This window comes from Brevibacterium moorei, assembly GCF_024580735.1.
Classification (GTDB): Bacteria; Actinomycetota; Actinomycetes; order Actinomycetales; family Brevibacteriaceae; genus Brevibacterium; species Brevibacterium moorei.
Window position 1 is genome coordinate 1 of the sequence record NZ_JANIJX010000008.1, and the last position, 24,866, is coordinate 24,866.

The 24,866-nt window shown below is 67.5% G+C and carries 22 protein-coding genes; 19 read left to right on the forward strand and 3 right to left on the reverse strand.

Annotated elements, in window-relative coordinates:
• Nucleotides 1-572 precede the first annotated feature (572 nt).
• The 4 genes from NQ034_RS07100 to NQ034_RS07115 all read left to right on the forward strand — a co-directional run bounded on the left by NQ034_RS07100 (nt 573) and on the right by NQ034_RS07115 (nt 4,071).
• Nucleotides 573-1,580, forward strand: a complete 1,008-nt coding sequence (locus tag NQ034_RS07100; RefSeq protein ID WP_257047918.1) for an amidohydrolase family protein — start codon at nt 573-575, stop codon at nt 1,578-1,580.
• Between the two features lie 282 nt (nt 1,581-1,862).
• Nucleotides 1,863-2,597, forward strand: a complete 735-nt coding sequence (locus tag NQ034_RS07105; RefSeq protein ID WP_257048033.1) for a hypothetical protein — start codon at nt 1,863-1,865, stop codon at nt 2,595-2,597.
• A gap of 13 nt (nt 2,598-2,610) precedes the next feature.
• A complete protein-coding gene (locus tag NQ034_RS07110) occupies nt 2,611-3,510 on the forward strand; it encodes a Sir2 family NAD-dependent protein deacetylase (RefSeq protein WP_257047919.1) in 900 nt (299 codons plus the stop codon).
• Nucleotides 3,511-3,519: 9 nt separating this feature from the next.
• The gene (locus NQ034_RS07115) at nt 3,520-4,071 is read left to right on the forward strand and encodes a maleylpyruvate isomerase family mycothiol-dependent enzyme (RefSeq protein WP_257047920.1); all 552 of its coding nucleotides are present in this window, start codon (nt 3,520-3,522) and stop codon (nt 4,069-4,071) included.
• 60 nt (nt 4,072-4,131) lie between these two features.
• On the opposite strand, the gene NQ034_RS07120 is transcribed toward NQ034_RS07115, so the two are convergent.
• Entirely contained in the window at nt 4,132-4,818 is a 687-nt protein-coding gene (locus NQ034_RS07120) for a DUF1707 SHOCT-like domain-containing protein (RefSeq protein WP_257047921.1), read from the reverse strand.
• 54 nt (nt 4,819-4,872) lie between these two features.
• On the opposite strand from NQ034_RS07120, the gene NQ034_RS07125 reads away from it, so the two are divergent.
• From NQ034_RS07125 to NQ034_RS07155, 7 genes are all read left to right on the forward strand, one after another.
• Nucleotides 4,873-8,547: a DNA polymerase III subunit gamma and tau gene (locus NQ034_RS07125; protein WP_257047922.1), complete on the forward strand. Its 3,675-nt coding sequence runs from the start codon at nt 4,873-4,875 to the stop codon at nt 8,545-8,547.
• Complete coding sequence (gene recR, locus NQ034_RS07130; RefSeq protein ID WP_306427583.1) at nt 8,544-9,149, forward strand: recombination mediator RecR; 606 nt, start codon at nt 8,544-8,546, stop codon at nt 9,147-9,149. Before NQ034_RS07125 ends, recR begins: the two co-directional genes overlap by 4 nt.
• Nucleotides 9,150-9,395: 246 nt before the next feature.
• Complete coding sequence (locus tag NQ034_RS07135; RefSeq protein ID WP_257047923.1) at nt 9,396-10,733, forward strand: aspartate kinase; 1,338 nt, start codon at nt 9,396-9,398, stop codon at nt 10,731-10,733.
• Nucleotides 10,730-11,767, forward strand: a complete 1,038-nt coding sequence (locus NQ034_RS07140; RefSeq protein ID WP_257047925.1) for an aspartate-semialdehyde dehydrogenase — start codon at nt 10,730-10,732, stop codon at nt 11,765-11,767. The genes NQ034_RS07135 and NQ034_RS07140 overlap by 4 nt, the downstream gene beginning before the upstream one ends.
• Before the next feature lie 271 nt (nt 11,768-12,038).
• Nucleotides 12,039-13,082, forward strand: coding sequence for a metal ABC transporter solute-binding protein, Zn/Mn family (locus NQ034_RS07145; RefSeq protein WP_257047926.1), 1,044 nt, complete (start codon nt 12,039-12,041; stop codon nt 13,080-13,082).
• A 54-nt stretch (nt 13,083-13,136) separates the two neighbouring features.
• On the forward strand, nt 13,137-13,982 hold the full coding sequence (locus NQ034_RS07150; protein ID WP_257047929.1) for a metal ABC transporter ATP-binding protein: 846 nt from the start codon (nt 13,137-13,139) through the stop codon (nt 13,980-13,982).
• A complete protein-coding gene (locus tag NQ034_RS07155; RefSeq protein ID WP_257047930.1) occupies nt 13,979-14,890 on the forward strand; it encodes a metal ABC transporter permease in 912 nt (303 codons plus the stop codon). Before NQ034_RS07150 ends, NQ034_RS07155 begins: the two co-directional genes overlap by 4 nt.
• A gap of 206 nt (nt 14,891-15,096) precedes the next feature.
• Here the strand turns inward: NQ034_RS07155 and NQ034_RS07160 are convergent, their stop codons facing one another.
• A complete protein-coding gene (locus NQ034_RS07160; protein WP_257047931.1) occupies nt 15,097-15,873 on the reverse strand; it encodes a nitroreductase in 777 nt (258 codons plus the stop codon).
• A gap of 190 nt (nt 15,874-16,063) precedes the next feature.
• On the opposite strand from NQ034_RS07160, the gene NQ034_RS07165 reads away from it, so the two are divergent.
• The 6 genes from NQ034_RS07165 to NQ034_RS07190 all read left to right on the forward strand — a co-directional run bounded on the left by NQ034_RS07165 (nt 16,064) and on the right by NQ034_RS07190 (nt 22,253).
• Nucleotides 16,064-16,981: a metallophosphoesterase gene (locus NQ034_RS07165; protein ID WP_257047933.1), complete on the forward strand. Its 918-nt coding sequence runs from the start codon at nt 16,064-16,066 to the stop codon at nt 16,979-16,981.
• Between the two features lie 129 nt (nt 16,982-17,110).
• Entirely contained in the window at nt 17,111-19,459 is a 2,349-nt protein-coding gene (locus NQ034_RS07170) for a transglycosylase domain-containing protein (RefSeq protein ID WP_257047935.1), read from the forward strand.
• A gap of 174 nt (nt 19,460-19,633) precedes the next feature.
• The gene (gene sp36, locus NQ034_RS07175; protein WP_257047937.1) at nt 19,634-19,792 is read left to right on the forward strand and encodes a Sp36 family protein; all 159 of its coding nucleotides are present in this window, start codon (nt 19,634-19,636) and stop codon (nt 19,790-19,792) included.
• An 89-nt stretch (nt 19,793-19,881) separates the two neighbouring features.
• Nucleotides 19,882-20,361 carry a RidA family protein gene (locus tag NQ034_RS07180; protein ID WP_257047938.1) on the forward strand — a complete coding sequence of 160 codons (480 nt, stop codon included), beginning with the start codon at nt 19,882-19,884 and terminating at the stop codon, nt 20,359-20,361.
• A gap of 36 nt (nt 20,362-20,397) precedes the next feature.
• Nucleotides 20,398-21,459: an NUDIX hydrolase gene (locus NQ034_RS07185; protein WP_257047939.1), complete on the forward strand. Its 1,062-nt coding sequence runs from the start codon at nt 20,398-20,400 to the stop codon at nt 21,457-21,459.
• Between the two features lie 41 nt (nt 21,460-21,500).
• A complete protein-coding gene (locus NQ034_RS07190; RefSeq protein ID WP_257047941.1) occupies nt 21,501-22,253 on the forward strand; it encodes an MBL fold metallo-hydrolase in 753 nt (250 codons plus the stop codon).
• An 85-nt stretch (nt 22,254-22,338) separates the two neighbouring features.
• Here the strand turns inward: NQ034_RS07190 and NQ034_RS07195 are convergent, their stop codons facing one another.
• Nucleotides 22,339-23,016: a Crp/Fnr family transcriptional regulator gene (locus NQ034_RS07195; RefSeq protein ID WP_257047942.1), complete on the reverse strand. Its 678-nt coding sequence runs from the start codon at nt 23,014-23,016 to the stop codon at nt 22,339-22,341.
• A gap of 271 nt (nt 23,017-23,287) precedes the next feature.
• On the opposite strand from NQ034_RS07195, the gene nth reads away from it, so the two are divergent.
• Nucleotides 23,288-24,148 (forward strand): endonuclease III, encoded by an 861-nt coding sequence (gene nth / locus NQ034_RS07200; protein ID WP_257047943.1) that lies wholly within the window; start codon nt 23,288-23,290, stop codon nt 24,146-24,148.
• Complete coding sequence (locus tag NQ034_RS07205) at nt 24,145-24,858, forward strand: NUDIX hydrolase (RefSeq protein ID WP_257047945.1); 714 nt, start codon at nt 24,145-24,147, stop codon at nt 24,856-24,858. Before nth ends, NQ034_RS07205 begins: the two co-directional genes overlap by 4 nt.
• The last annotated feature ends 8 nt before the right edge of the window (nt 24,859-24,866 follow it).

The window sequence follows — 24,866 nt, forward strand, 5'->3', positions numbered from 1 at the left end:
TGGTGGCACCGTGACGACGAACTACACGGTCAACCGGTCACCCCAGCACGCCCCAAACTGAGTCAAGCGGATTCCGGGAAAAATCTACCGAATCGCTTGACAAAGAACATAGGGACACCCCCCTGGATCGAACTCCGGATGTATTCCCGGAGTCCTCACATTTACGGGCACGTTACGACCTCTGGCATTCCCCGGCGTCCGGCATGTTTCACCCGAGGCGTTTCTCCTTTTCGGTTGAAGTTCCCCGCTGCAGGTGACTGCACATCGACACCCGGGTTGTGGACGTACATCCACCACTTCATCCACCCCTGTGGAAAACTCCCCTGCTGAGGCCCCAGCGTTATGCACAGCGGTGGATAGCGCTGTGGACAGAGGGTGGAAGCACGGTGGACGACGCGCCCGGACACGTTGCGAACAGGTGCTCCGAGGCGCTATTTCCCGGGGTCGATCCAGGATTGTGAATAACGTGGTTTGCGGAAATCCGCTGCTAACAATGTCGCCGCCCCTGACGTATTCGCCACCCACACTCGCTAAGCTCGCAGCAGGCTTCTGTGGAAAAGGAAAGGAATGCGATGGCGGATTCGAGCAACACCCGGAACAACGAGGAGCACAAACCGGAAGGCGCATCGGCGGACCCCCAGAGTCCGCCCATTTCCGACGCGGACATCCCGGCCTGGCTCCACGAACGGGGGATACCGGGAATCGTCGATCTGCACGTGCATTTCATGCCCGAGCGCGTTCAGGCGAAGGTCTGGGACTTCTTCGATCACGTCTCCGAGCACGATCCCGGTGCCCCGCCCTGGCCCATCGCCTACCGCCATCCCGCCCAGCAGCGCGTGCAGATCCTCCGGGATATGGGCGTCACCGCCTATACGACGCTGAACTACGCACACCGACCGGGCATGGCCGATTGGCTCAACGACTTCTCAACCGAATTCGCAGCCGCCCACCCCGACGCCATCCACTCCGGCACCTTCTATCCCGAACCGCCCGGCGCCACCCGGCCGGACCCCACCCGGCCCGGCGGCAAAGCGCCGGTCAGTGCCCGGGCCAGTGTCGCCTCGGCACTGGAAGCGGGGGCGCAGGTCTTCAAAGTCCACGTGCAGGTGGGCGATTTCGACCCGGCCGATCCGCTCCTGGACGAGGCCTGGGACCTGCTGCAGCAGACGGCGACCCCCGTCGTCATCCACTGCGGGAACGGTCCGCACGCCGGCCGCTTCACCGGCGCCGAGCCGATCCGCCGGCTGTTGGTCCGGTTCCCCGAACTGGTGCTGGTGATCGCCCATGCCGGCCTACCCGACTACCTGGAGTTCGCCCGGCTGGCCGCGGAACATCCGCACGTCTACCTGGATACGACGATGGTCGGCACCGACTATATGAATGCCCTGGCGCCGCTGCCCGCGGAGTATCCGCGCGTCCTCGCCGGCCTGGCGGGCCGGGTGGTGTTGGGCAGTGATTTCCCGACGATTCCGTATCCCTACAGCCACCAGCTGCAGGCCCTTCAGCGCCCGGATCTGGGCGCCGACTGGCTGCGCGGGGTGCTGTGGACGACGCCGAGGTCCCTGCTGGGACTGGACTGACCGTCGCGCGGGCACAGGGCGCTCCACCTTTTCCACCGGTGTGCACGATGGGCACGGCCGCGCCTGTGGACAACCGGCACGATCCGGCGACTTTACTATGCACAGTTGTGGACACAGCGGTGGAAAACCCGGGTACGTGCACAGTGGGACTCCGTCGGCCAGGGCCTGTGAACAGGTGAGCCGGGCTCTCCTCAGGGCAGACCGTTAGACTTTCCGTATATGTCGAAGTCCGGCCCGACTGCGGTCGGGGTTTCGATGCCGAACCGACCGAAGGAGACAGCAATGTCCACTCCACAGGATCCGAATCAGGGCAACCAGGGATACAACGATTCCGGTGCCGGCTCCGGCAACTATTCGGGCGGCGATTATTCGGGTGGAAACTACGGTTCTGCAACGGATTCGAATGGTGCCGCCTCCGGGCCGCAGCAGTTCGGTTCGCAGAACTACGACTCCCAGAACTACGGCTCGCAGGGCGATCCGAATGCCGCTTACGGCTCACAGAACAATACCTACGGCTCGCAGCCCCAGTACGGCCAGCCCCAGTACGGTGAGCAGCCGGCCTATGGCCAGCAGCCCGACTATGGCTCGCAGCAGGCGTATGGCCAGCCGGGCTACGGCCAGGATCCCTACGGGCAGCCGGCCTATGGCCAGGACCCCTACGGATACGGCCAGCCCTATACGGTGCCCGCCGCGCCGGTCGATCCGGGCCAGACGCTGGGCATCATCTCGCTGGTCGCCTCGCTCGTGGCGCTGGTCGGCATCGGCGTGGGCCCGATCGTCGGCATCATCTGCGGTGTCATCGCCCGGAAGAAGTCGCGCGAGGTCGGCCTGCCGGACAACAACCTGGGTAAGTGGGGCTTCATCCTGGGGATCGTGTTCCTGGCAATCGGGATCGTCCTCATCATCGCCTACATCATCTTCATCATCATCATCGCCTCGGTGAGTAGATCCTCCGACGGCTATTCACAGTACGACTCCCTGCTGACCGGTATCGCCGGCCTGGCCGGCCTGGCCTGAGGCGAAGCCCGCGGTGCCCATCGTCAAGGATCCGCTGGCGGGCATCCCGGCCGCCGCCCCCAGCCATCCCGATGAGGAGATCATCGCGGCCCTGACCGCGCGCCCGGCCCACGACTGGGTCGTGGTGACCGGGGCCGGGTTGAGCACGGATTCCGGGATTCCCGACTATCGGGGCCCTGACGCGCCGCCGCGCAATCCGATGGAGTTCCAGACCTTCGTCGGTTCCGCCGCGGCGCGCGCCAGATACTGGGCCCGCAGCTATGTGGGCTGGCCCGCGATGCGGGGGTCCCGGCCGAATGCCGGGCACCGGGCGCTCGCCGCTATCCGGCCCGGAGCGCTCATCACCCAGAATGTCGACGGACTGCACGAGGCCGCCGGTTCGCACCGGACGATCGATCTGCACGGGCGTTTGGACCGGGTGGTCTGCCTGGACTGCGGCGGGCTCTACGACCGCGACTGGGTGCAGGACGAGCTGACCCTGCGCAATCCGGGGTTCGCAGCCGCCTGCGCAGCCGAGGAACTCGACATCGCCCCGGACGGGGACGTCGAACTCGAGGACACAGCCGGTTTCGAGCCCCTGCCCTGCCCGGTGTGCGGAGGGCCGTTGAAGCCCGATGTCGTCTTCTTCGGGGAGTCGGTGCCCAAACCACGTGCCCAGGCGGCCACCCTGGCCGTCGATGAGGCCGGTGGGCTGGTAGCCGTTGGAACCTCGTTGGCGGTGATGAGCGGCCTGCGGCTGGTACGTGCCGCCGCTCGGGATGGCAAGCCCGTGGTCATCGTCACGGACGGGCCGACCCGTGCTGACGCGCTGGCGGACTACCGATCGGTGAGCCGGGCCTCGGCGTTCCTGAGCGCCTGGGCTGCGGCGATCACAGGTGCACCGGGGCGTGCCAAGACGGCGTTCACGCTATAGCCTGGGTGCATGGTCAACTACGCCCGTGCTGAACGATTGGCCCTGGCGGCTGCGCTGCGCCGTACGGGACCCGACGCCCCGACTCTGTGTGAGGGTTGGGATGCCTCGGATCTGGCGGTGCACCTGGTGGTCCGCGACCGCTATCCCAGCGCATTGCCCGGCAACGCCGCACCGGAACTTGCCGCGCGGGTGCCGCTGCTGGAACGCCGTGCAGCCGCCCGCGAGGCCGAGCTCAAGGCGCTGCCCTGGGATCAGCTGGTGGGGATGGTCGCCGCCGGTCCGAAACGCCGCAGCCTCGCGGCCTGGGGCCCTGTCGATCGCCTAATGAACACCGCGGAGTACTTCGTCCACCACGAGGACATCCGCCGGGCCGCGGACGAATGGGTGCCCCGGGCGCTACCCGCCGATGAGGAGGAACAGCTGGGGCGGATGGTCGGCCTGCTGCGCCGCCGGATGGTCGGCAAGCCGGGTTATGCCGAGGTCGAGGGTCCCAACAGCGAACTGCTGCTGTACTACTTCGGCCGGCAGTCGGTCGCCCTGGTCAAACCGGTCAAGGCCTAGCCGTATTTCCCCGCTGGGTTGTTTCGCCGAGGCCGTGGCCCCGGTGGTTGGGCCATCCGGCTACCCGAGTTTCCTGCGCTCCCAGCGGTTGGGATGACGGACCCGCAGACTCGACATTCCCAGTGAACCGGTGACGACGATGGCAGGCTGTCCAGGTTCTGGCTGCCGGTTCACCGTGCTCTTTTTCGAGCCCCAGCTCTTGGCGACGGCATCGACGTCGACGCCCCAGCCCTCGGGCACCACGATGACGCCAGTGCCCGCTGCGCCCTCGACCTCGATGTCGATGCGGCCCAGCGTGTTGCGGACCCGGGTGAAGTCCAGGTGCACCGTTGAGGCGCTGAGTTTGATGCGCATGAAGGGGACCGTCTTCCAGTCGCCCGTGAGCTCTTGGTCGTTCCAACCCGCGTTCAGAACCAGCGGGTCCGCGGCGGAGTAGCCGGGGGCTCCGGCCTGGCCGGGCATTGGGACCTGCCCGGGAATCCGCTGGGCGGGGATGGAGGGTTGGAGCTGTTGTCCGGCGACCTGTGCTGAGGGCGGTGGGGTGGGCAGATCGGCGACGATCGGATCGAGCTCCAGATATGTCCGCGCTGCGTCCGCGGCTTCGATCCTCTCCTCGAGTTCATCGGTGGTGATACGTCCCTGGCCGGCGGCCTCGCGCAGGGTTTCGATCACCGCATCGCGTTCGGCATAGCCGATGCGCAGCCTGCGGGGATCGCGGGAAACGGGCGGTTCCGGGTTCGAGGACATGGTCCCATTGTGCCGTGTCCGACCCGTGTCAGCCCAGCCCGGTAGCCTAGTACCGTGTCCACAGCTCTTTACCGCAGATACCGTCCCGAAACCTTCGAAGAGGTCATCGGGCAGGAACACGTGACCCGTCCGCTGCAGATGGCCCTGGCCAACGGGCGCGTCAATCACGCGTACCTGTTCTCAGGCCCGCGCGGCTGTGGCAAGACGACGTCCGCGCGCATCCTGGCCCGCTGTCTCAACTGTGCCAAGGGCCCTGCGCCCACCCCGTGTGGGGAATGCGCCAGCTGCCGCGACCTGGCCACCGGCGGCCCCGGTTCGCTGGACGTGGTGGAGATCGACGCGGCCAGCCACAACGGCGTCGACGATGCCCGCGACCTACGCGAACGCGCGGTCTACGCGCCGGCCCGCGACCGCTACAAGGTGTTCATCCTCGACGAGGCGCACATGGTCACTCCCCAGGGTTTCAACGCCCTGCTGAAACTGGTGGAGGAACCCCCAGCGCATGTGAAGTTCATCTTCGCGACCACCGAACCCGAAAAGGTCATCGGCACCATTCGCTCGCGCACCCACCACTACCCCTTCCGGCTGGTCCCGCCGGAGATCATGGCGAACTATCTGGGTGAGCTCTGCGCACGGGAGAACGTCCCGGTTGGCAAGGGCGTGCTGCCCCTGGTGGTGCGCGCCGGCGGCGGTTCGGTGCGCGACTCGCTGTCCGTGCTCGACCAGCTGATGGCCGGCTCCGGTCCAGACGGGATCGACTATCACACGGCGGTGGCCCTGCTGGGCTATACGCCGGAATCCCTGTTGGGCGACATCGTGGACGCCTTCGCCGCAGGCGATGGAGCCGCCGTGTTCAGGGTCATCGACCGGGTGGTGGAATCCGGGCAGGACCCGCGCCGGTTCGTCGAAGACCTGCTGGAGCGCTTCCGCGACCTCATCGTGCTGGCCACGGCTCCCGATCAGGCGACGGCGATGCTGCCGGATGCGCCGGCGGATCGCTTGGAGCGCCTGGTAGCCCAAGCCCAGGCCTATGGGATGGCCGAACTCTCACGGGCCGCGGACCTGCTCAACGTGGGCCTGTCGGAGATGACGGGGGCGACCAGCCCACGGCTGCAACTCGAACTCATGTGCGCACGCGTGCTGTTGCCCGGCGGTGAGAAGACGCGCGGGGCCCTGCTGTCGCGCCTGGACCGGATGGAACGGCGCATCGGCATGGGCGCGGCCGGAAACGTGCCGGGCGCCGCAACCGGTGTGCCGGGCGGTGCGGCGGCTGGCGTGCCCGGCGGCGCTGCGGTGGCCGGTGGCTCCTCGATGACCGGTGGGACCGGGTCCGCACAGCAAGCGGGACGGGCCCAGCCGGCACAGCAGGCGGCGCAGAGCGGACCGGCGCAGAACGGCCCGGTCCAGTCCGATCAGGCACGGCCGCGCGGTGCGCAGGGCGGAGTAGCCGGTCCGGCTCCCTCACACGAGGGCCGGCACTACGATTCGCTGGACGACATCGCCGACTTCGCCGCCATGGCGCAGTCCTTCGCGACCGAGGACCTCGGCGGGTCCGCGCCGGCTCCGGCACCGGAGCAGGGCCGGCCGCAGGAACAGGGCCCGGCCAAAACGGCACAGGCACCGGCAGGACGTGCACCCGGACAACAAGAGGCGCAGCCGGGCCGGCAGCCCGCGCAATCCCGACCGCAGGAACGAGGCGAGCAGCGGGACTCCACCCGCCAGTCCCTGCACCAGTCCGAAGGGCGTGCTGCGCAGCAGCCTCCGTACCAGCGTTCGGCGCCGCAGCCAGGGCAGCAGCCCACACAGCAGGCTGCCCAGCAGGAGCCGCAGCGGCAGCCAGAACCGCCGCGGGTGGACCCCTCGCATCCGCAGGGATCGGCGCCCACCGCCGCACCGGCTGGACGGCCGGCAGCGCCCGCCGCGCCTGCAGCAGAAGCCGCAGTATCCACAGCGTCGGCTGCACCCGCACAAGCAGCTGCGCCCGGCATTCCCGGTGGCAATGAGATCGACGCGATCCGGCGCAACTGGCCCAATATCCTGGACGCCCTGGGTCGGCGCAGCCGTCTGGCCCGCGCGATCCTGAGCAGTAACGCCGTGCCCTTGGCCGTCGCATCCGGAACCCTGCAGCTGGGCTTCAACAATGAGGGATCGGCCCACAGCTTCGATCGCAACGGCAATGACCAGCGACTGGCGGAGGCCATCTTCGACGAACTGGGCATGAGGGTGAGCGTAGCCGTCGGCCAGGTGGGCATCGACCTCGACGCACAGCGTGCGCAGGCCTCCGCCGGCGGGCAGAACACCGGCTCCGGTGCGGGCCAGAACCGGCCGCGCGGTGGGCAGGAATTCGGCCCCGGCGCGGGCTTCGCGGGCCGGGCGGGGGAATCCGCACCCGGCAGCGCGCCCACGGCAGGCCAGCATCGGCCCAGCCAGGACGAGATCGATGCGGTCGTCGGGCCGCGCGCCATGGACCGTGAACCCGTCGACCACGAGAAGTTCTGGCAGACCCCACCCCAGGATGGGCCCTGGGCTCCCGCCTCCGGTCCCGGCACAGTGGACCCGAGTCCAGCCCCCGCCGGCCGGCGGGATCAGCGGCCCCAGCAGCCCGGCGGACCGCAGGCGCCACAGCGCGAAGAGCGGCAGCCCGGACCACACCGTGCCGAGCCCGAGGGCTCCGATCAGGAGGCGGACCCAGCCGGGCCGGCCAGCACGCCTGCGGGACCGGGAAGCCGGGCGGAGGTACAGCCCGTAACTGCCCCCTTCGCCGATGACTTCGAGGTTTTCGGCGAGGTCGAGGACACCCCGGTCGGAACTTTCAACGAGCCGACCACCGAGCCCTCCAACGAGCCGACTGCAGGCACCTTCGACGAGCCCCAGACCTCGGCCGGTTCCGGAGCAGTCGACGTGCCGGCTCTGGTAGTGCCACCGCCGGCGGACGTGGACTTCGAACCGTGGGATGAAGACTATGCGGACGCGGCCTATCCGGATGCTCCCGCGGGCGAACCTGCCAACGAACGGCCTGCGGAGACCCCCGGAGACCAGAGCGCGCCTGCAGCGTCGGCAGTTCCCCCGGCGGACGATCTGGACTTCCTGGGCGCATATGCCGACACCTCGATCAGCTTCACGGGGTATCAGCCGGATGGGGGCACGGCCGGGTGGGACCGGGCCGACAACGGTTTCGCGACCGGGCCGGGCACAGGCCCCGGGGCCGGCGGCGGCCGGGGGAATACCCAGGGCACAGGTGGCGCTTACCCCCAGGGGACTCCTGCGGGCGACCTTCCGGGACAAGCGGAGGATGAGTCCGAATACGGCCGCGACAACGGTTCAGGTGCCGCAGGGTTCGCCCACGGCCGGGGACCGGGGCCGGGCAGCTCGTACGCCTATCGGCACGATCATGCGGGCTCCGGGGGGCCCGGGCAGCAAAACGCGAATCCATTCGCAGACCTCGCCGCCCGGCACGCCAAGGGCAAGCGCTCCGGTGGGCAGCAGGGCGGCTCGCAGGGTCAGTACCCGGGCGACCCCGGCTACACGGGGGACTCCGGATATCCGGGTACCCCCGTGGGGCCGGGCCCCGGCCAGGAGGCACCCGGCGCGGGCTACATCAGCCCCGACGAGGAATATATGAACGTCGACCCGGAGAACGACCTGGACATCAGCGAGACCGGGGAATTCGGGGTCCCGGTGGTTGAACGGCTGCTGGGCGGAGTGGTGATTGAGGAGATTAGAGAATGAGCATGGCGTACGAGGGTGCGCTGGCGGACCTGGTCGAGGAATTCGGCAAGCTGCCGGGGATCGGGCCCAAGTCCGCCCAGCGCCTGGCCTTCCACATCCTGCAGAGCGATTCGGCCGAGGTCGCAGCCCTGGCCCACGCGCTGACTGCGGTGAAGCAGCGGGTCAGTTTCTGCACCATCTGCGGCAATGTGGCCGAAGGGGACACCTGCCTGATCTGTCAGGATCCCCGTCGCGATCAGACCATGATCTGCATCGTGGAGGAGTCCAAGGACGTCGTGGCCCTGGAACGCACCCGCGAATACCGGGGCCTGTACCACGTGCTCGGCGGGTCGATCGATCCGATGCGCGGCAAGGGCCCCGATGATCTGCGGATCAAGGAACTGCTGCCGCGCCTGTCCGACGGCACCGTCACCGAATGCGTGATCGCCACCGATCCGAACCTCGAGGGCGAGGCCACCGCCACCTACCTGATCCGGCTCCTGGGCACGCTGGGCATCAAGGTGTCCAAGCTGGCCAGCGGCCTGCCGGTGGGCGGCGATCTGGAATACGCCGACGAGGTCACCCTGGGTCGGGCGCTGCAGGGCCGGACCGCGGTCGGCTGAGCCGGAGGGCCGCGCCGCCTGCGGGCGGTAGTGCCAGCCGCGCCGTCGGCGGTACCGCCGGCTGCCGATCCCGTCTCGCGGCCACCCGGCAGGAAAATTTCCTGCCGCGGTTCGAAGCGCGGACGGCCACCTCGGCCCCGGCGGGGTGCCCTCATACAATGGACGATGGAATGGACCACGGAGCCATTCCGCACGGGTCCGGGTCCTCACCCCCGGTTCCCCGCTCCCACCTAGGAAAGTGAACGCATGAGCCTAGTCGTTCAGAAGTTCGGCGGATCGTCGGTGGCGGATGCTGCCAGCATCAAGCGCGTCGCCCAGCGCATCGTCGAATACCGCAAGGCCGGGCACGAGGTCGTCGTGGTGGTATCCGCAATGGGTGACACAACCGACGATCTGATCGATCTGGCCCAGCAGGTTTCCCCCATGCCGCCTGCCCGCGAACTGGACATGTTGCTGACCGCCGGTGAGCGCATCTCGATGGCTGTGCTGGCCATGGCGATCGCCAATCTGGGCTTCAACGCGAAGTCCTTCACCGGTTCGCAGGCCGGCATGATCACCGACGAGTCCTTCGGCCGCGCCCGCATCATCGACGTCACCCCCGGACGCATCCGTTCGGCCCTGGACACGGGCAATATCGCGATCGTGGCGGGCTTCCAGGGCGTGTCCCAGACGACGAAGAACATCACCACCCTGGGCCGCGGTGGTTCGGACACGACCGCAGTCGCCCTCGCAGCGGCGCTGAACGCCGATGTGTGTGAGATCTACACGGACGTCGACGGCGTGTTCACCGCCGACCCGCGGATCGCACCGGCGGCCAGCCGGATCGAGACGATCACCTTCGAGGAGATGCTGGAGATGGCGGCCTCGGGCGCAAAGGTGCTGCACCTGCGCGCGGTCGAATACGCCCGCCGCTACAATGTGCCGATCCACTGCCGCTCCAGCTTCTCGCACAACCAGGGAACCTGGGTGACAGACGATCCGATCCCGGCGGAATTCCGTCCCCGCCGCAAACCGGGCGCACTCACCCCGGAAGGTACCGACACAGAAGAAACGGACACCACCATGGAACAGGCAATCATCTCCGGCGTCGCGCACGACCGCTCCGAAGCCAAGCTGACCATCGTCGGCGTCCCGGACATTCCCGGCAAGGCCGCGCAGATCTTCACGATCATGGCCAAGACCGAAATCAACATCGACATGATCGTGCAGAACATCTCCACCCGCGACCCGGGCCGCACGGACATCTCCTTCACCCTGCCCGCCTCCGACGGAGCCAAGGCAACGAGGGCCCTGGAGGACGCGAAGTCCGAAATCGGCTTCGACCATATGCGCTACGACGATCAGATCGGCAAGCTGTCGGTGATCGGCGCGGGCATGCGCAGCCACCCCGGTGTCACCGCCAAGCTGTTCGAGGCGCTGTCGGACGCCCACATCAACATCGACATGATCTCGACCTCGGAGATCCGCATCTCCGTGGTTACCCGCGCGGACCTGCTGGACGAAGCGGTGCGCGTGGCCCATTCCGCCTACGGTCTTGATGCCGAAGAGGTCGAGGCGATCGTATACGGAGGTACCGGACGATGAGCTCACTGAAGATCGGCGTCGTCGGCGCCACCGGCCAGGTGGGTGCCGTGATGCGCAGCCTGCTGGCGAACGATCCCGGATTCGACATCGAGCAGATCCGCTTCTTCGCCTCGGCCCGTTCGGCCGGCAAGCAGCTGGACTTCAAGGGCACCCCGATCACGGTCGAGGACGCGGCCACCGCGGACCCGAGCGGGCTGGACGTGGCCCTGTTCTCCGCCGGCGGCGCCACCTCGAAGGCGCAGGCCCCGCGCTTCGCCGCGGCCGGCGTGACCGTGGTCGACAACTCCAGCGCCTGGCGCCAGGACCCGGAGGTTCCGCTGGTCGTCAGCGAGGTCAACCCGGGCGCTCTGGACGACATCCCCAAGGGGATCGTCGCCAACCCGAACTGCACGACCATGGCGGCCATGCCCGTGATGGCGGCCCTGCACCGGGAAGCCGGGTTGAACCGGCTGATGGTCAGCACCTACCAGGCCGTTTCCGGTTCCGGACTGGCCGGTGTGGACGAACTGTACGGCCAGCTGGAAGCCGGGCTGCCCGATGCCCGCGGCCTGGTGCACGACGGTGGAGCCGTCACGCTGCCCGCCCCGCAGGTCTACGTCGAGCCGATCGCGTTCAACGTCCTGGCCTTCGCCGGCAATCTGGTCGACGACGGCCTGAATGAGACGGACGAGGAGAAGAAGCTGCGCAATGAGAGCCGGAAGATCCTGGGGATCCCGGAGCTGCGCGTGGCCGGCACCTGCGTGCGGGTACCCGTGTTCACCGGCCACGCACTGTCCGTCCATGCGGAATTCGACCGGGACATCACCCCGGAGCGGGCCCGCGAGGTCCTGGCCCAGGCGCCCGGCGTGGTGCTCGACGAGGTCCCCACTCCGCTCAAAGCCGCCGGTGCGGACCCCAGCTTCGTGGGCCGGATCCGCCAGGACCAGTCGGCCGAGGGCAAGAAGGGCCTGGTGCTCTTCATCGCCAATGACAATCTGCGCAAGGGCGCAGCGCTGAACACCGTGCAGATCGCGGCCCTGCTGGCCCAGCGCTGACGGGATCCGCATTCCGGACTTCAGGAGCCCGCTAAATGATGATCGTGCCTCCACTGCGGCCTCGATCATCATTTAGCGGGCCTCTATTTTATGGTCGATCACGGTATGCGCGGATGTGCATATTTTGATTAGTGCATATGCACCTACATGAGTACGGTGGAACCAACGTCGAACGACGGCCCGCCACCATGCGCAGTGAATGCGCGCGGTGGCGGGCCGTCTGCATTCAGCCGGACCCATAAGCCGGCAGACATATGAGAAAGCAGGTTCCATGAAGGCCTCATCCAGTGCATCCATCCGACTGCGCAAACCAGCCCGGTTCGCGGCCATCGGAGCCCTCAGTGCATCCGCTCTGCTCTTGGCGGCCTGCGGTTCCGCCCAGGCGGGCTCCGCGTCCGGCGGTTCGGCGGACTCCGGGAAGCTCACGGTCGTGACCTCGACGAACGTCTATGCGGACATCGTGAAGAACGTCGCGGGCGACGATGCCGACATCACGGCCGTCATCGACGATCCGAACAAGGATCCGCACGACTACGAGGCGACCAGCGCCGACCAGCTCAAGGTGTCCAAGGCCGACCTGGTGGTTGAGAATGGCGGTGGCTACGACGCGTTCATGACCTCCATGATCAAGGCCGCGAACGTCGACCCGACCGTGGTGGACGCCGTTTCGGTCTCCGGCCTGCCGGGCTCCGACGGCGTGGGCAATGAGGGCCACGACCACGGTGACGAGGGCCATGATGAGGAGGCCCACGAGCACGGTGACGAGCACGGTGACGAGGGCCACGAGCACGGCGAGTTCAACGAGCACGTCTGGTACTCGGTGCCGACAATGGTGAAGGTGACCGACGCGGTGGCCAAGGCGCTGGGGGAGAAATCCCCGGACAACGCCGCTGCCTTCACCAAGAACGCCGATGCCTACAAGTCCAAGCTGCAGGGGCTGGAGGACAAGGCGGCCACGGTCAAGAAGGACCACAACGGTGCCAAGGCCGCCGCCACCGAACCCGTGCCGCTGTGGCTGTTCGGTGATATGGGCCTGCACAACGCCACGAGCGAGGACTTCCTCGAAGCCGTCGAAGAGGGCGACGACGTGCCGCCGCTGGTGCTCAAGTCGGCTCAGGACCAGATTTCGAAGAAGCAGGTCAAACTGCTGGCCTACAACACGCAGGCCTCCAACTCCCAGGCCGACGCACTCAAGGACTCCGCCGAGAAGTCGAACGTGCCCGTCGTCGACCTGCGTGAAACAATGCCGGCCGACTCAGATTACGTGACCTGGATGGGCGGCAACATCGACGCCATCGACAAGGCCCTGGGCTGATCCGCCACGTCCACTGGGACTACGTCCGTGACAACGCTTGGGTACAGTGATCAGGTGAGTGGAAACCAACCCCCTGTTCTGCAACTGCACGACGCGCAACTGCGCTTCGGCGAACGCGTCCTGTGGCACGGCCTGAACATCGACGTCCACCCGGGGGAGTTCATCGCGATCCTGGGCCCCAACGGTTCGGGCAAGACCTCGCTGCTGAAGACCCTGCTGGGCCAGTACAGGCTGCATTCGGGCACCGTCGAATTGAACGGACACGAAGTCCACCGCGGGGATCCGGACGTGGGCTATGTGCCCCAGCAGCGGGGAGTCGACCGGGATACCCCGATGCGCGCCCGCGACCTGGTGGGCATGGGCATCGACGGGCACCGCTGGGGCACCGGCTGGCCCAGCCGCTCCAAGCGCCGCCAGGTGGACGAACTGCTGGCGGCCGTGGGTGCCCAGGACTATGCGAACGAACCGGTGGGCACACTGTCCGGCGGGGAACTACAGCGCCTGCGCCTGGCCCAGGCGCTGGCCAGCGATCCGAAGATCCTGCTGTGCGATGAGCCGCTGCTCAGCCTCGACATCCCACATCAGCGCCTGGTCGCCCACCTGCTGAACGAACAGCGCAGGCAGCGGGGGACCTCGGTCCTGTTCGTCACGCACGAGATCAACCCGATCCTGCCCTATGTCGACCGCGTGCTCTACATCGCCGGCGGCCACTTCCTGGTCGGAAAACCGGAGGACGTCATCACCACAGAAGCACTGTCGGACCTGTTCCAATCACCCGTCGAGGTCGTGCGCGCGGCCGGGCGGCTCATCATCGTCGGCGGCGAGGACGGGGCACCCGCCGGCGGGGCCGCGGTGGCCGCCGGGACCTCGGCGGCTACCGGCGCGGGCGGTGCGCGATGATCGACTTCCTGTCCACCTTCTTCGCCTCCTTCACCTTCGACGACTACGGCGAACTGGTCCACCTGCTGCGCAACTCGCTGTTCGCCGCCGCCCTGCTGGGGATCGTGGGCGGACTGGTCAGCGTCTTCGTGGTCACCCGCGATATCGCCTTCGCAGTCCACGGCATCTCGGAACTGTCCTTCGCCGGCGCCTCCTTCGCCCTGCTGGTGGGCGCCGACGTGGTCTACGGCTCCATGGTCGGCTCGATGCTGGCGGCCCTGCTGATCGGCGTGCTGGGCGTGCGTTCCTCGGAGAAGAACTCGATCGTCGGTGTGCTCATGCCCTTCGGCCTGGGCCTGGGCATCCTGTTCCTGGCCCTCTACGATGGCCGCGCGGCGAACAAGTTCGGCCTGCTGACCGGGCAGATCGTGGCGATCACCCCTGACCAGGTGCGGGTCCTGGTGATCTGCGCCGTCATCGTCCTGGTGGTCCTGCTGGTCATCTGGCGCCCGCTCATGTTCTCCTCGATCGACCCGCAGATCGCCCGCGCCAAGGGCGTGCCGGTGGGGGCGCTGACGATCGTCTTCATGCTGGTGTTGGGCCTGGCCGTGGCGCTCAGCGTCCAGGTGGTGGGTGTGCTGCTGGTGCTCGCACTGCTCATCACCCCGGCCGCAGCCGCCACCCAGGTGTCGGCCAATCCTGTGGTGGTGCCGCTGCTGTCGATGGCCTTCGCCCTGGTCTCCAGCGTGGGTGGCATCCTGATCGCCCTGGGTGCGCCCAGCGTGCCGATCAGCCCCTTCGTCACGACGATCAGCTTCCTGATCTACCTGGTGTGCCGGTCGATCGGCGCCGTGCGGATGCGCCGCCACACCCGTAAACTGACGGGCCGCCAGGCCGACCTGGACCGCCACCCCTCCCTGGCCGGCTGAACGGAGGTCCGAGCGCGGTCGGATGTTCCTGAGGGCTGATCCCCACCTGCGCCCGCTCCTTCGTCGGGTTCGCGAACGTAGGGCGGTGTCACAAAAGGCAGGCTTTTCGCCGGGTTAGGCGGAAGTTCATGACACCTATCGGCCGTTCGTGCCCGATGCGGCACTCGCAGGAACGCTCAGACACTGTCGAAAGTCCTACCCGACGCTCAACCCACCCAGGTCACTAGTTCGTCGAGCCCCTGCCGCGCGGTCCGGTAGCCGTTGACCGGGGCCTCGGAGTCGGGGAAGCCCAGGGCCACCGCGCACACCACCAGGCGATCGTCGTCGAGTCCCAACTCCCGGCGGATCACATCGGAGTAGCCGGCGGGAGCCGCCTGGGGCACGCAGGCCACGCCGCGCGCCTGGGCGGCCAGCAGGAACGACTGCAGGAACAGCCCGCAGTCCAACACCCCGTAGGTGCCCAGCGTTGCAGTGGTCGTCAGGATCGCCACCGTGGGGGCTGCGAAGAAGTCGAAGTTCTTCAGCATTTCGCGCCCCGAGGCCTCCCGGTCGCCCTTGTGCACGCCCACCGCATCGTAGAGCTGCCAGCCCGAAGCACGCCGGCGCTCGCGGTAGACGCCCTCGAAGGACGTGGGGAAGGGGATGTCGGGGGTCTCCGGCAGGCCCTCGGCCAGCCGCTGCCGGGCGGCGGTGGACACCGCACCGCGCAGTTCCCCGGCCGCGGCCCCCTCGAGCACGTGCAGGTGCCAGGGCTGGGTATTGCACCACGATGGCGCATGCGAAGCGGAGCCGATGATCTGGGAGATCGTCTCGTGGGGGACCGGTTCGGGGAGGAACGCCCGACAGCTGAAACGTTCCGTCAACAGCCGGTCGAGCACCTGGGCGGCATGGTCCCGGACGGCATCCTGCGCCGCGTCGTCCCCGGTGTCGTCGGCAGCTGTGCGGGGAAGGGGATTTAAGGTGCTGTGCTCCATTGCGGTCATGGACCCAAGTCTCATCGACAGCCCGCGCAACCGCAATCCGTCCTCGGATGGCGGGCGCTTTCGAACACGGGCAGAGGGAATACGCCAGGACCCCGGACAGCGGGTGAAGGCTTGAGAGTCGCAGAGCGCGGGCCGAATCCCGTGGGAATGATTCAGCGCCTTCGAATCCCGCCCGGGTACACTCCCGACGGTGAGCACAACCCGAAATCTGCTGGCCGCCGCCGGCACCCTGGCCCTGACCGGCACCGCAGTGGCCGGCTGGTCCCTGTTCGTCGAACCGAACTGGTTCCGCATCCGTCGCTATGAACTCCCCCTGCTGCCGGCCGGGTTCACCGGCACAGACGGCACCGGCACAGTCCGCATTCTGCACATCTCCGATCAGCACCAGACCACCTGGCAGCATTGGAAGCCCCGCTGGATCCTGGGACTGGCCGATGAGCTCGACCCGCACCTGGTGGTCAATACGGGTGACAACTTCGGCGGCCAGACCCTGGACATGGTGCTGGACTCCCACGCCCGTCTATTGGAGCGTCCAGGCGCCTTCGTGCTGGGGTCCAACGATTACTTCGCCCCGCACTTCAAGAATCCGCTGAAGTATCTGGACGGTCCCTCGAACAAACGGTCGAAGTATCCGGCTGTGCCCGATCTGCCCGTTGAGGCCTTCGTCGGCGCCTATCGGGACGCGGGCTGGAACCGGCTGGACAATGCCGCAGCCCTGGTCATGGCGAACGGGGCGCGGATCGCCATGTCCGGCCTGGGCGACGCCCACATCGCCCTGGATGCCGACCACGCGCCGGCCTTCGCCCCGGACGCCGATGTCCGCATCGGCGTCACCCATGCCCCCTATCAGCGCGCCCTGGCGAAGCTCTCGGCCATTGGCTCCCAGCTGATCCTGGCCGGGCACACCCACGGCGGCCAGGTCTGCATCCCCTTCTGGGGGGCGCCCGCGACCAACTGCGATCAGCCGCGCGATCGGGCCCGCGGCCTGTTCCGCTGCCTGGACAGCTGGGTGGAGGTATCGGGGGGAACCGGGGTCTCCGCACTGACCCCGGTGCGCTTCGCCTGCCGGCCCGAGGCCTCGCTCATCACCCTGACCACCACGGGCTGATGCTCGGGGTCGGCCCGCGACGGGGCAGCCCGCGGCCCGGGGGCACCGGCCGTTTGCCGTTCGTGAACCTGGGTGTGGGCTGCGCACGGGCTCCACGCTGGTTTTTCCGGACTTCGCTAGACTTGCGCCATGGCTTCTTCTGTGTCTGACACCAAAAAGGGTGGGATCCGCGCATTCATGCAGTTCCTGGCCGTCTCGGTGATCGCCGGCGTCGTGTCCGCCGGCCTCGCCATCCCCGTCGTGGGGGTGGGCACCGCCGGTGCCCAGGCCGGGGTGGACGTGTTCAACGCCCTGCCCAGCGAACTGGACCCCCGCCCGCTGGCGGAGAAGTCCACGATCCAGGCGGCTGACGGCTCCACGATCGCGCAGTTCTACTGGAAGAACCGCGAAGAGGTGCCACTGGACAAGATCTCCAAGCCCATGCAGGACGCAACGGTGGCGGTCGAGGACTATCGGTTCTTCGAACACGGCGGCGTCGACCTGCAGGGCATCGGGCGTGCCCTGGTGCACAACCTGGTGTCGACCAATCAGCAGGGTGGTTCGACCCTGACTCAGCAGTACGTGAAGAACGTGCTGACGGAAGATGCGGAGGCCGAATTCGGACCCGATGACCCACGCGTCGCAGAAGCCACCGAGGGTGAGGGCGTGGCCGGCTATGCGCGCAAGCTGCGCGAGGCGAAGCTGGCCATCTCGGTTGAGAAGAAGTTCCCCAAGGAGGACATCCTCAACCGCTATATGAACATCAACAACTACTCCGGTTCCCCGCGCGTCTACGGTGTGGAGGCCGCCGCCTACCGGTACTGGGGCATCGAGGCCAAGGACCTGGACGTGGCGCAGGCCGCGACCCTGGCCGGCATCGTGAAGAACCCGTCCCTGTACAACCCGGAGCGCAATCCGGAGGGGACGATCAACCGGCGCAATGTGGTGTTGGGGCTGATGCTCCAGCACGGCAAGATCGACCAGAAGGAACACGATAAGGCCGTCAAGGCCAAGTTGAATCTGAAGCTGCACGAAACTCCCAACGGCTGCACCACTGCCAAACGCGGGATGGGATTCTTCTGTGACTACGTCTCCGAGATCTTCAAGGAGGACCCGGTCTTCGGCAAGACTCCACAGGAACGTGCCACAGTGCTCTCCCGCGGTGGTCTGACGGTCAAGACCTCGATCAACCCGAAGATGCAGAAGGACGCGGTCAAGGCGATTGAAAACCGTGTGCCCACCGGTGACAAGTCCGGTGCCGGCCATACGGTCGTGTCCGTGGAACCGGGGACCGGCAAGGTCCTGGCGATGGCCCAGAACCGCAAGTACACCGCCACGGAGGGCGGGAAGAAATACACGAAGACGGCCTGGAACTTCAATGTTCCCAAGCAGTACAACGGCATGAGCGGTTTCCAGGTCGGGTCGACCTGGAAACCCTTCGTCCTGAGTGAATGGCTCAAGGAGGGCCATGGCCTGGGCGGTACAGTCAACGCCAACCGGCGTAATTTCCCCGCCGGTTCCTGGAAATACGAGGGGTGCCGCGGGGCGCAGGCCTCGTGGAACCCAAGGAACGCAGGAGACGGCGAGGCAAGGGCTTCGATGTCGGCTCTGGAAGCGACAAAGCACTCGGTGAATACCGCTTATGCCGCCATGGGCAATCAGCTCAATATGTGTGGCATCCTCAAGACGGCCGAGGACCTGGGCGTCAAGTACGGCAATGGCGATGGGCTGGAGGACGCTCAGAAGCAGTGGGCCATGGTCAATGGCAAGGCCAAGAAGGTCGATACATACCCGGCTATGGGCCCCTCGTCGATTCTGGGCGTGGCGGAAGTCGCCCCGATCGATATGGCCAGCGCTTATGCCGTGTTCGCCTCCGGCGGCACCTACTGCAAGCCCTCGCCCATCGTGTCCATCAAGGACGTCAACGGCAAGAAGGTCGACGCGCCGGACCCCGACTGCCACGAGGCGATGGATCCCCAGGTCGCCAAGTCTGTGGCCTGGGCGCTAACCCAGGGCTTCAGCGGTGGTACCACCCGTGGGCTGGGCATCGGTGTGCCCGCCGGTGCCAAGACCGGTACGACCAACTTCGAGGTCGGTTCGACCTGGCTGTCGGGCTTCACCAAGAAGATCTCGACCTCCGTGTGGACCGGCAACCCGGATGGGGTCAAGGACTGGCGCAAGAACTCTAAGGGCAGTGTGACCGGCCAGATCTTCGGTGCGACGATCTCCGGTAAGACGTGGAAGTCGTATATGAGCAAGGCGGTCAAACACACGTCCGGCAATACCGGTTTCTCCCGCGGAGACATCAGCGCATCGTCCGGGAACGGTGGTGCCAATAATTCCTCCGGCGAGGATGACGAGGACACAGACGACCAGCAGAACGAAGACGATTCCGATCAGGACAAACCGGACGACAAGGCCAAGCAGGACGACGACAAGTCCGATCAGAAGGACAAGGACAAGAAGCCCGAGGGCGGCTACGGCCTGGGCGGCAACTGACAGCCGTTCGGCGGTCCTTGCCGGGGGTGGAGTCGCCCAGCAGGTAGCCTCCGATTCCGTGTCCGATGCGTGGTCTAGGATATCGGGTGTAGGCGTCTGGCCCCTGGCCTTGGACGCCGCCAGCACAGCCGGTGCCGCCGTGTGGCCGCCCGCCGACAACGCGAAGGAGAGCCCATGCAGAAGTGGGAGTACGTCACCGTCCCCCTGATGATCCATGCGACCAAGCAGATCCTGGACACCTGGGGCGACGAGGGCTATGAACTGGTCACCGTCATCCCCGGCCCGGACGGCAATGGCCTGGTCGCCTACCTCAAGCGGCCCAAAGAGGCCTGAGCCGGTCCGGTCGTAACTCCGGTCCTGCAGCGGCCCCCGGCCGCGGCCTCGGTCCCGCACCCACAGCCAACCAACCCTAGGAGAATCCCATGAGCCTGGTCGAAGGACGTCTCAAAGCCCTTGACATCACCCTGCCGGAAGTCGCCGCACCCGCCGGCGTCTACGTTCCGGCCAAGCGCGTGGACACGATGGTCTACACCTCCGGCCAGCTGCCCTTCGCAGACGGCAAGCTGCTGCACCCGGGCGTGCTCGGAGCCGATGTGACGGTGGAACAGGGCTACGCGGCCGCCCGCCAGTGCGCGCTGAACGCCCTGGCCGCCCTGAAGTCCGTGATCGGCGACTTCGACCGGATCGAGGACATCGTCAAGGTCACCGGCTTCGTCGCCAGCGCTCCCGGTTTCACCGAACAGCCCGCCGTCATCAACGGTGCTTCGGAGATCATCGGCGAACTGTTCGGCAAGCCCGCCGGCGACCACGCGCGTTCGGCCGTGGGCGTGGCCGCCCTGCCGCTGGGCTCCTGTGTCGAGGTCGAGATCCAGGCGCGTTTCCGTATGTCGGCGACGCGCTGAACCGTCCGCGGTCCACACTGAGGCGCTGAGGCGACCATGCCGGCCCGGGAGTTCCCGATCTCCACCGAACTACGACAGGTGGTCGATCTGTTCTCCCGGGCCGGCGCGCGTCCGCACCCCGACACCCCCAAGCCCTATGCCGGCGCCGTGCTGCTGCGCGACACCCCGGATGGGCTCGAGGTCTTCGTGACTCGGACGCAGACCGACCCCGGTATCGCCGATCCGGGGCGCTGGTCCTTCCCCGTCGCCCCCACCAGGGCAGGCGACGCCGTGCGCGCGCCCCTGTCCGCTTGGAACGCCGCCGACTGCGCCCGCGCCCTGCGGGTGGACAACCAGGCCAGGGCGCTGAGCTACTTCACCGCGGCGGCCCGCGTCCTGCTCATGCGCATGGGCGTTCTGTTGGCGGCCCTGCCCAGTGGCCGCCTGGCGACCGCGGAGGACTTCCCCTGGTTGGAACGGGGCCGGACGGCAGTGGAGGACCGCAGGCAGAAGTTCATCGGCCTGCTGCGCAGCCAGTCGATGACACTGCGGTTGGACATGCTGCACCCCTGGCTGCGCTGGGTCAACACCGAATGGCAGTTGCGGCGGATGGACACCGTCTACTTCACCCTGGCCCTGCCCCATGGCCAGCGCGTCCGCTTCCGACCCGTGGGCGATGCGTGGGGCGGATGGCTGTCCCCGGCCGAGGTCCTGGCCCGGGCCGATGCCGCTGCCCAGGAGGCCGGCGCCGGGCCCAATGAGTTCATCTCCCTGCCGACCCGACTGATCTGCGAATCCCTGTTGGACACCCGCACCGTGGGATCGGCGATGCTGCGCGTGCGCGATCTGACTCCGGTGCGACCCGGGCTGGTGCACCGCGGCAGCGAGTGGCTCATCACTCTGGACCCGCCTGCCGACCCCAGCGACCGCGGGGCACTGCGCTCTTTCGAGCCGGTTGACCCCACCGGTACGGGAGCCGAGGAGGACGATGATGCCGCGACCCTGACCGGCGGCGATGAGTTCGACGAGGAGGAGCCCTTCGCCGACGATGAGGCCGCGGAACTGGAGGCCGAGGCCGACGACGCGGACCGTGCCAACTCGCAGACCTCCGAGGACTGATATCCCGGACCGCTCAGGTCACCTGGCGTAGTCTGGGTCACATGCGGATCACTGCCGATAACCCCACGCCGATGACCCTGGACGGCACCAATACCTACGTCCTGTTCGCAGACGACGACGCCTCGGCGCTGTTGATCGACCCGGGACCGGAACTACCGGCGCACAGGGACGCCTTCCTGGCCGCGATCGGCGGGCGCAAGCTGGTCGGCATCGTGCTGACCCACCAGCACTGGGACCACTCCGACATGCTGGCCACCATCGACCAATGGGCCCCAGATGTCCCCGTCTATGCGGGGCTGCAGCGTTTCGCCCGGCACACCGCGCCGGTGACCGACGGACAGCAGGTACGGTTCGGACCCGGTCGCGGCGACACCGTCGAACTCATCGCCACCCCGGGCCATACCGCGGACTCGATCAGCGTGTTGCACGGGGACACTCTGTACTCAGGCGATACCGTTTTGGGCCGCGGAACCACGGTGGTGACTCATCCGGAGGGCTCTCTGGCGGATTATCTGGACAGCCTGGGGTCGCTGCTGGCGATGGCGATCGCCGGCCAGTTTACGGTGATCGAACCGGCCCACGGTCCTACGGTCACGGATCCGGTGGGCTGGCTGGAGTACTACGTGAATCACCGGCAGGAGCGCATCGGTGAGGTCGAGGCGGTCAGGGCCCAGGGCGCGACGAGTGTGCAGGCGATTGCGGACATCGTGTACGCGGAGGTGCCGGACAATGTGCGCCCGGCCGTTGAACAGATCGTGCGCGCTCAGCTGGAGTACCTGGATAGCAGGGCCTGAACGCGTAAACACGCCGTTCCCCCAAGAACCTGCCCCTGTAGTGGGGTGTTCTTGGAGGAACGGCGTGTTTGTTGTGCTGGGTCGCTCAGTGCGCGCGGTTGCGCAGGCGGTCCATGTCGAGGATGACCACGGCGCGGGCCTCCAGACGGATCCAGCCGCGCTGGGCGAAGTCCGCCAGCGCCTTGTTCACGGTTTCACGCGAGGCGCCGACCAGCTGGGCCAGTTCCTCCTGCGTGAGGTCGTGGGCGACCAGGATGCCGTCGGGAGCGGGCTTGTTGAAGCGCTCCGAGAGGTCGATCAGGGCCTTGGCGACACGGCCGGGAACGTCGGAGAACACCAGGTCGCCAACGGTCTCATTGGTCCGGCGCAGGCGCTGGGCCAAGGCCTTGAGCAGGTTCATGCCGGCCTGCGGGCGTTCGGACAGCCAGTTGAGCAGATCCTCGTGCTTGAGGCTGAGCAGTTCGGTCTGGCTGACCGCGGTGGCGGTGGTGGACCGTGGGCCCGGATCGAACAGGGCCAGTTCGCCGACGATTTCGCCGGGCCCCAGCACGGTCAGCAGGTTCTCCCTGCCGTCTGACGATTCGCGCCCCAGCTTCAGCTTGCCGCTGGAGATGATGTAGAGCTCATCGCCGCTGTCACCCTCGTGGAAGAGCACGGTGCCGCGGCGCAGGCTGCGCGGCTTCATGAACTTCAAGAGGGCACTGGTGGATTCGTCGTCAAGACCCGAAAACAGTGCGGCGCTGCGCACTACCTCTATGTCCACGTGGATACCTCCGTTAATAGCTTTCGATCCGCGAGCGCGAAGGATACTACCACGCGCACCGATCCAACGCTCATGATCACTTACTGGTACTAATCTACCCGGTCAGTGCGAACAATCACAGGGTGGGGGTGACTGTTCCGACGACTGCGCGCGGCTGCGGCATCATCGCTGCCCGTGCGCGGCATCGCCGTCGCCTGGCCGTGGCACCGGATGCCCAGGTGGGCGGTACTCCACAGCATCGGTGTCCGGCACCGCGTATCCTTGACGGGTGTTGACGCTCGCTGAAAAATCGGCCAGGAAGTTCTCCCGCGAGACCCCGTTGGGACGCAAGCGCAGGGCCCGGAAGATCAATCGGATCCTGGCGGCCACGTATCCCTATGCCCATGCCGAACTGGATTTTCGCAATCCCTTCGAACTGCTGGTGGCCACCGTGATCTCCGCCCAGACCACGGATGTGCGGGTCAACCAGGTCACCCCGGAGCTGTTCTCCCGCTACCCCGACGCCTTCGCACTGGCGGCTGCCAGGATCGAGGACGTCGAGTCGATCATCCGTCCCACCGGGTTCTACCGGGCCAAGGCGAAGAACATCGTGGCACTGGCGAACAAGCTCGTGACCGACTTCGACGGCGTCGTCCCGGACACGGTGCGGGAGCTGACGACCCTGCCAGGGACGGGCCGCAAAACCGCTTTCGTCGTCATGGGCAATGCCTTCGGCATGCCGGGGCTGACGGTGGACACGCACTTCGGCAGATTGGCCCGCAGGCTGGGCTGGAGCGCGCAGGAGGACCCCGTGAAGGTCGAGGCCGATGTCGCCGAGCTGTTCGAACCACGGGATTGGACGATGCTGTCCCACCGGTTGATCTTCCATGGACGGCGGATCTGCCATTCCCGCAAACCGGCCTGCGGGGCCTGCCCGATCACCGCACTGTGCCCCAGCTTCGGCATCGGCGAGGTCGATCCGCAGCAGGCGCGGGCCCTTTTGACCTATGAGATGGCGCCGGGGCGCGAGGCCGAGTACGCACGCCTGTGCGCCGAGGCGGGGCAAACCGCGGCCTCCGCACGCGGCGCCGCGAACGGTGCCGTGGCCGATTCTTCCGCGCCGGGCGCCTCTGGAACGGGGGAGGCGCAATGAGCCTGCACCTGCCAGACGATCCCCAGCCGGATCCGCTGTTCTCCAGCCTGCGCGGCGTGGCGGGGCGGTCCCTGTCGGGTTCGTGGCTGGCCGCCCGGCCGGCACCGGCCGCCGGCGCCAGGGCCGCCAGCGTGCTCATGCTCTTCGGTCGTGGGACCCAGGCTCCGCGCACACCGGCGGGCCGGGCGGAGCTCGAACGCCTGCACGGCCTGGGCGTGGGGGATGTGGACGTGGTGTTGCTCAAGCGCGCCAGTACGCTGCGCAAGCACGCGGGCCAGGTGGCCTTTCCCGGCGGCGGCCGCGACCCGGAGGACGCCGATGCTGTTGCCGCGGCTCTGCGCGAGGCCTGGGAGGAGACTGGCGTGACGGCCGGCGGGATCAGGGTGGCCGGTTCGTTGGAGCCGGTCTATGTGCCGGTCTCGCGCTTCGAGGTCACGCCGGTGCTGGCCTGGTGGGAGACGCCCATGGACGTGCGGGTGGTGGACCGGGCGGAGTCCCAGGAGGTCTACCGGGTGCCGATCGCGGATCTGGTGGCTCCGGGCAACCGGGGCCGCTATGCGGTGCCGGGCTCGCGTTTCTACACGCCCGCCTTCGACGCCGGGGTGCTGACGGTCTGGGGTTTCACCGCCGGACTGCTGGACTTCGCCCTGGATTCGGCCGGCTGGGCGCGGCCCTATGACAAGCGCCGGGCGATTGAGATGCGCCCCTGATTTTGGTT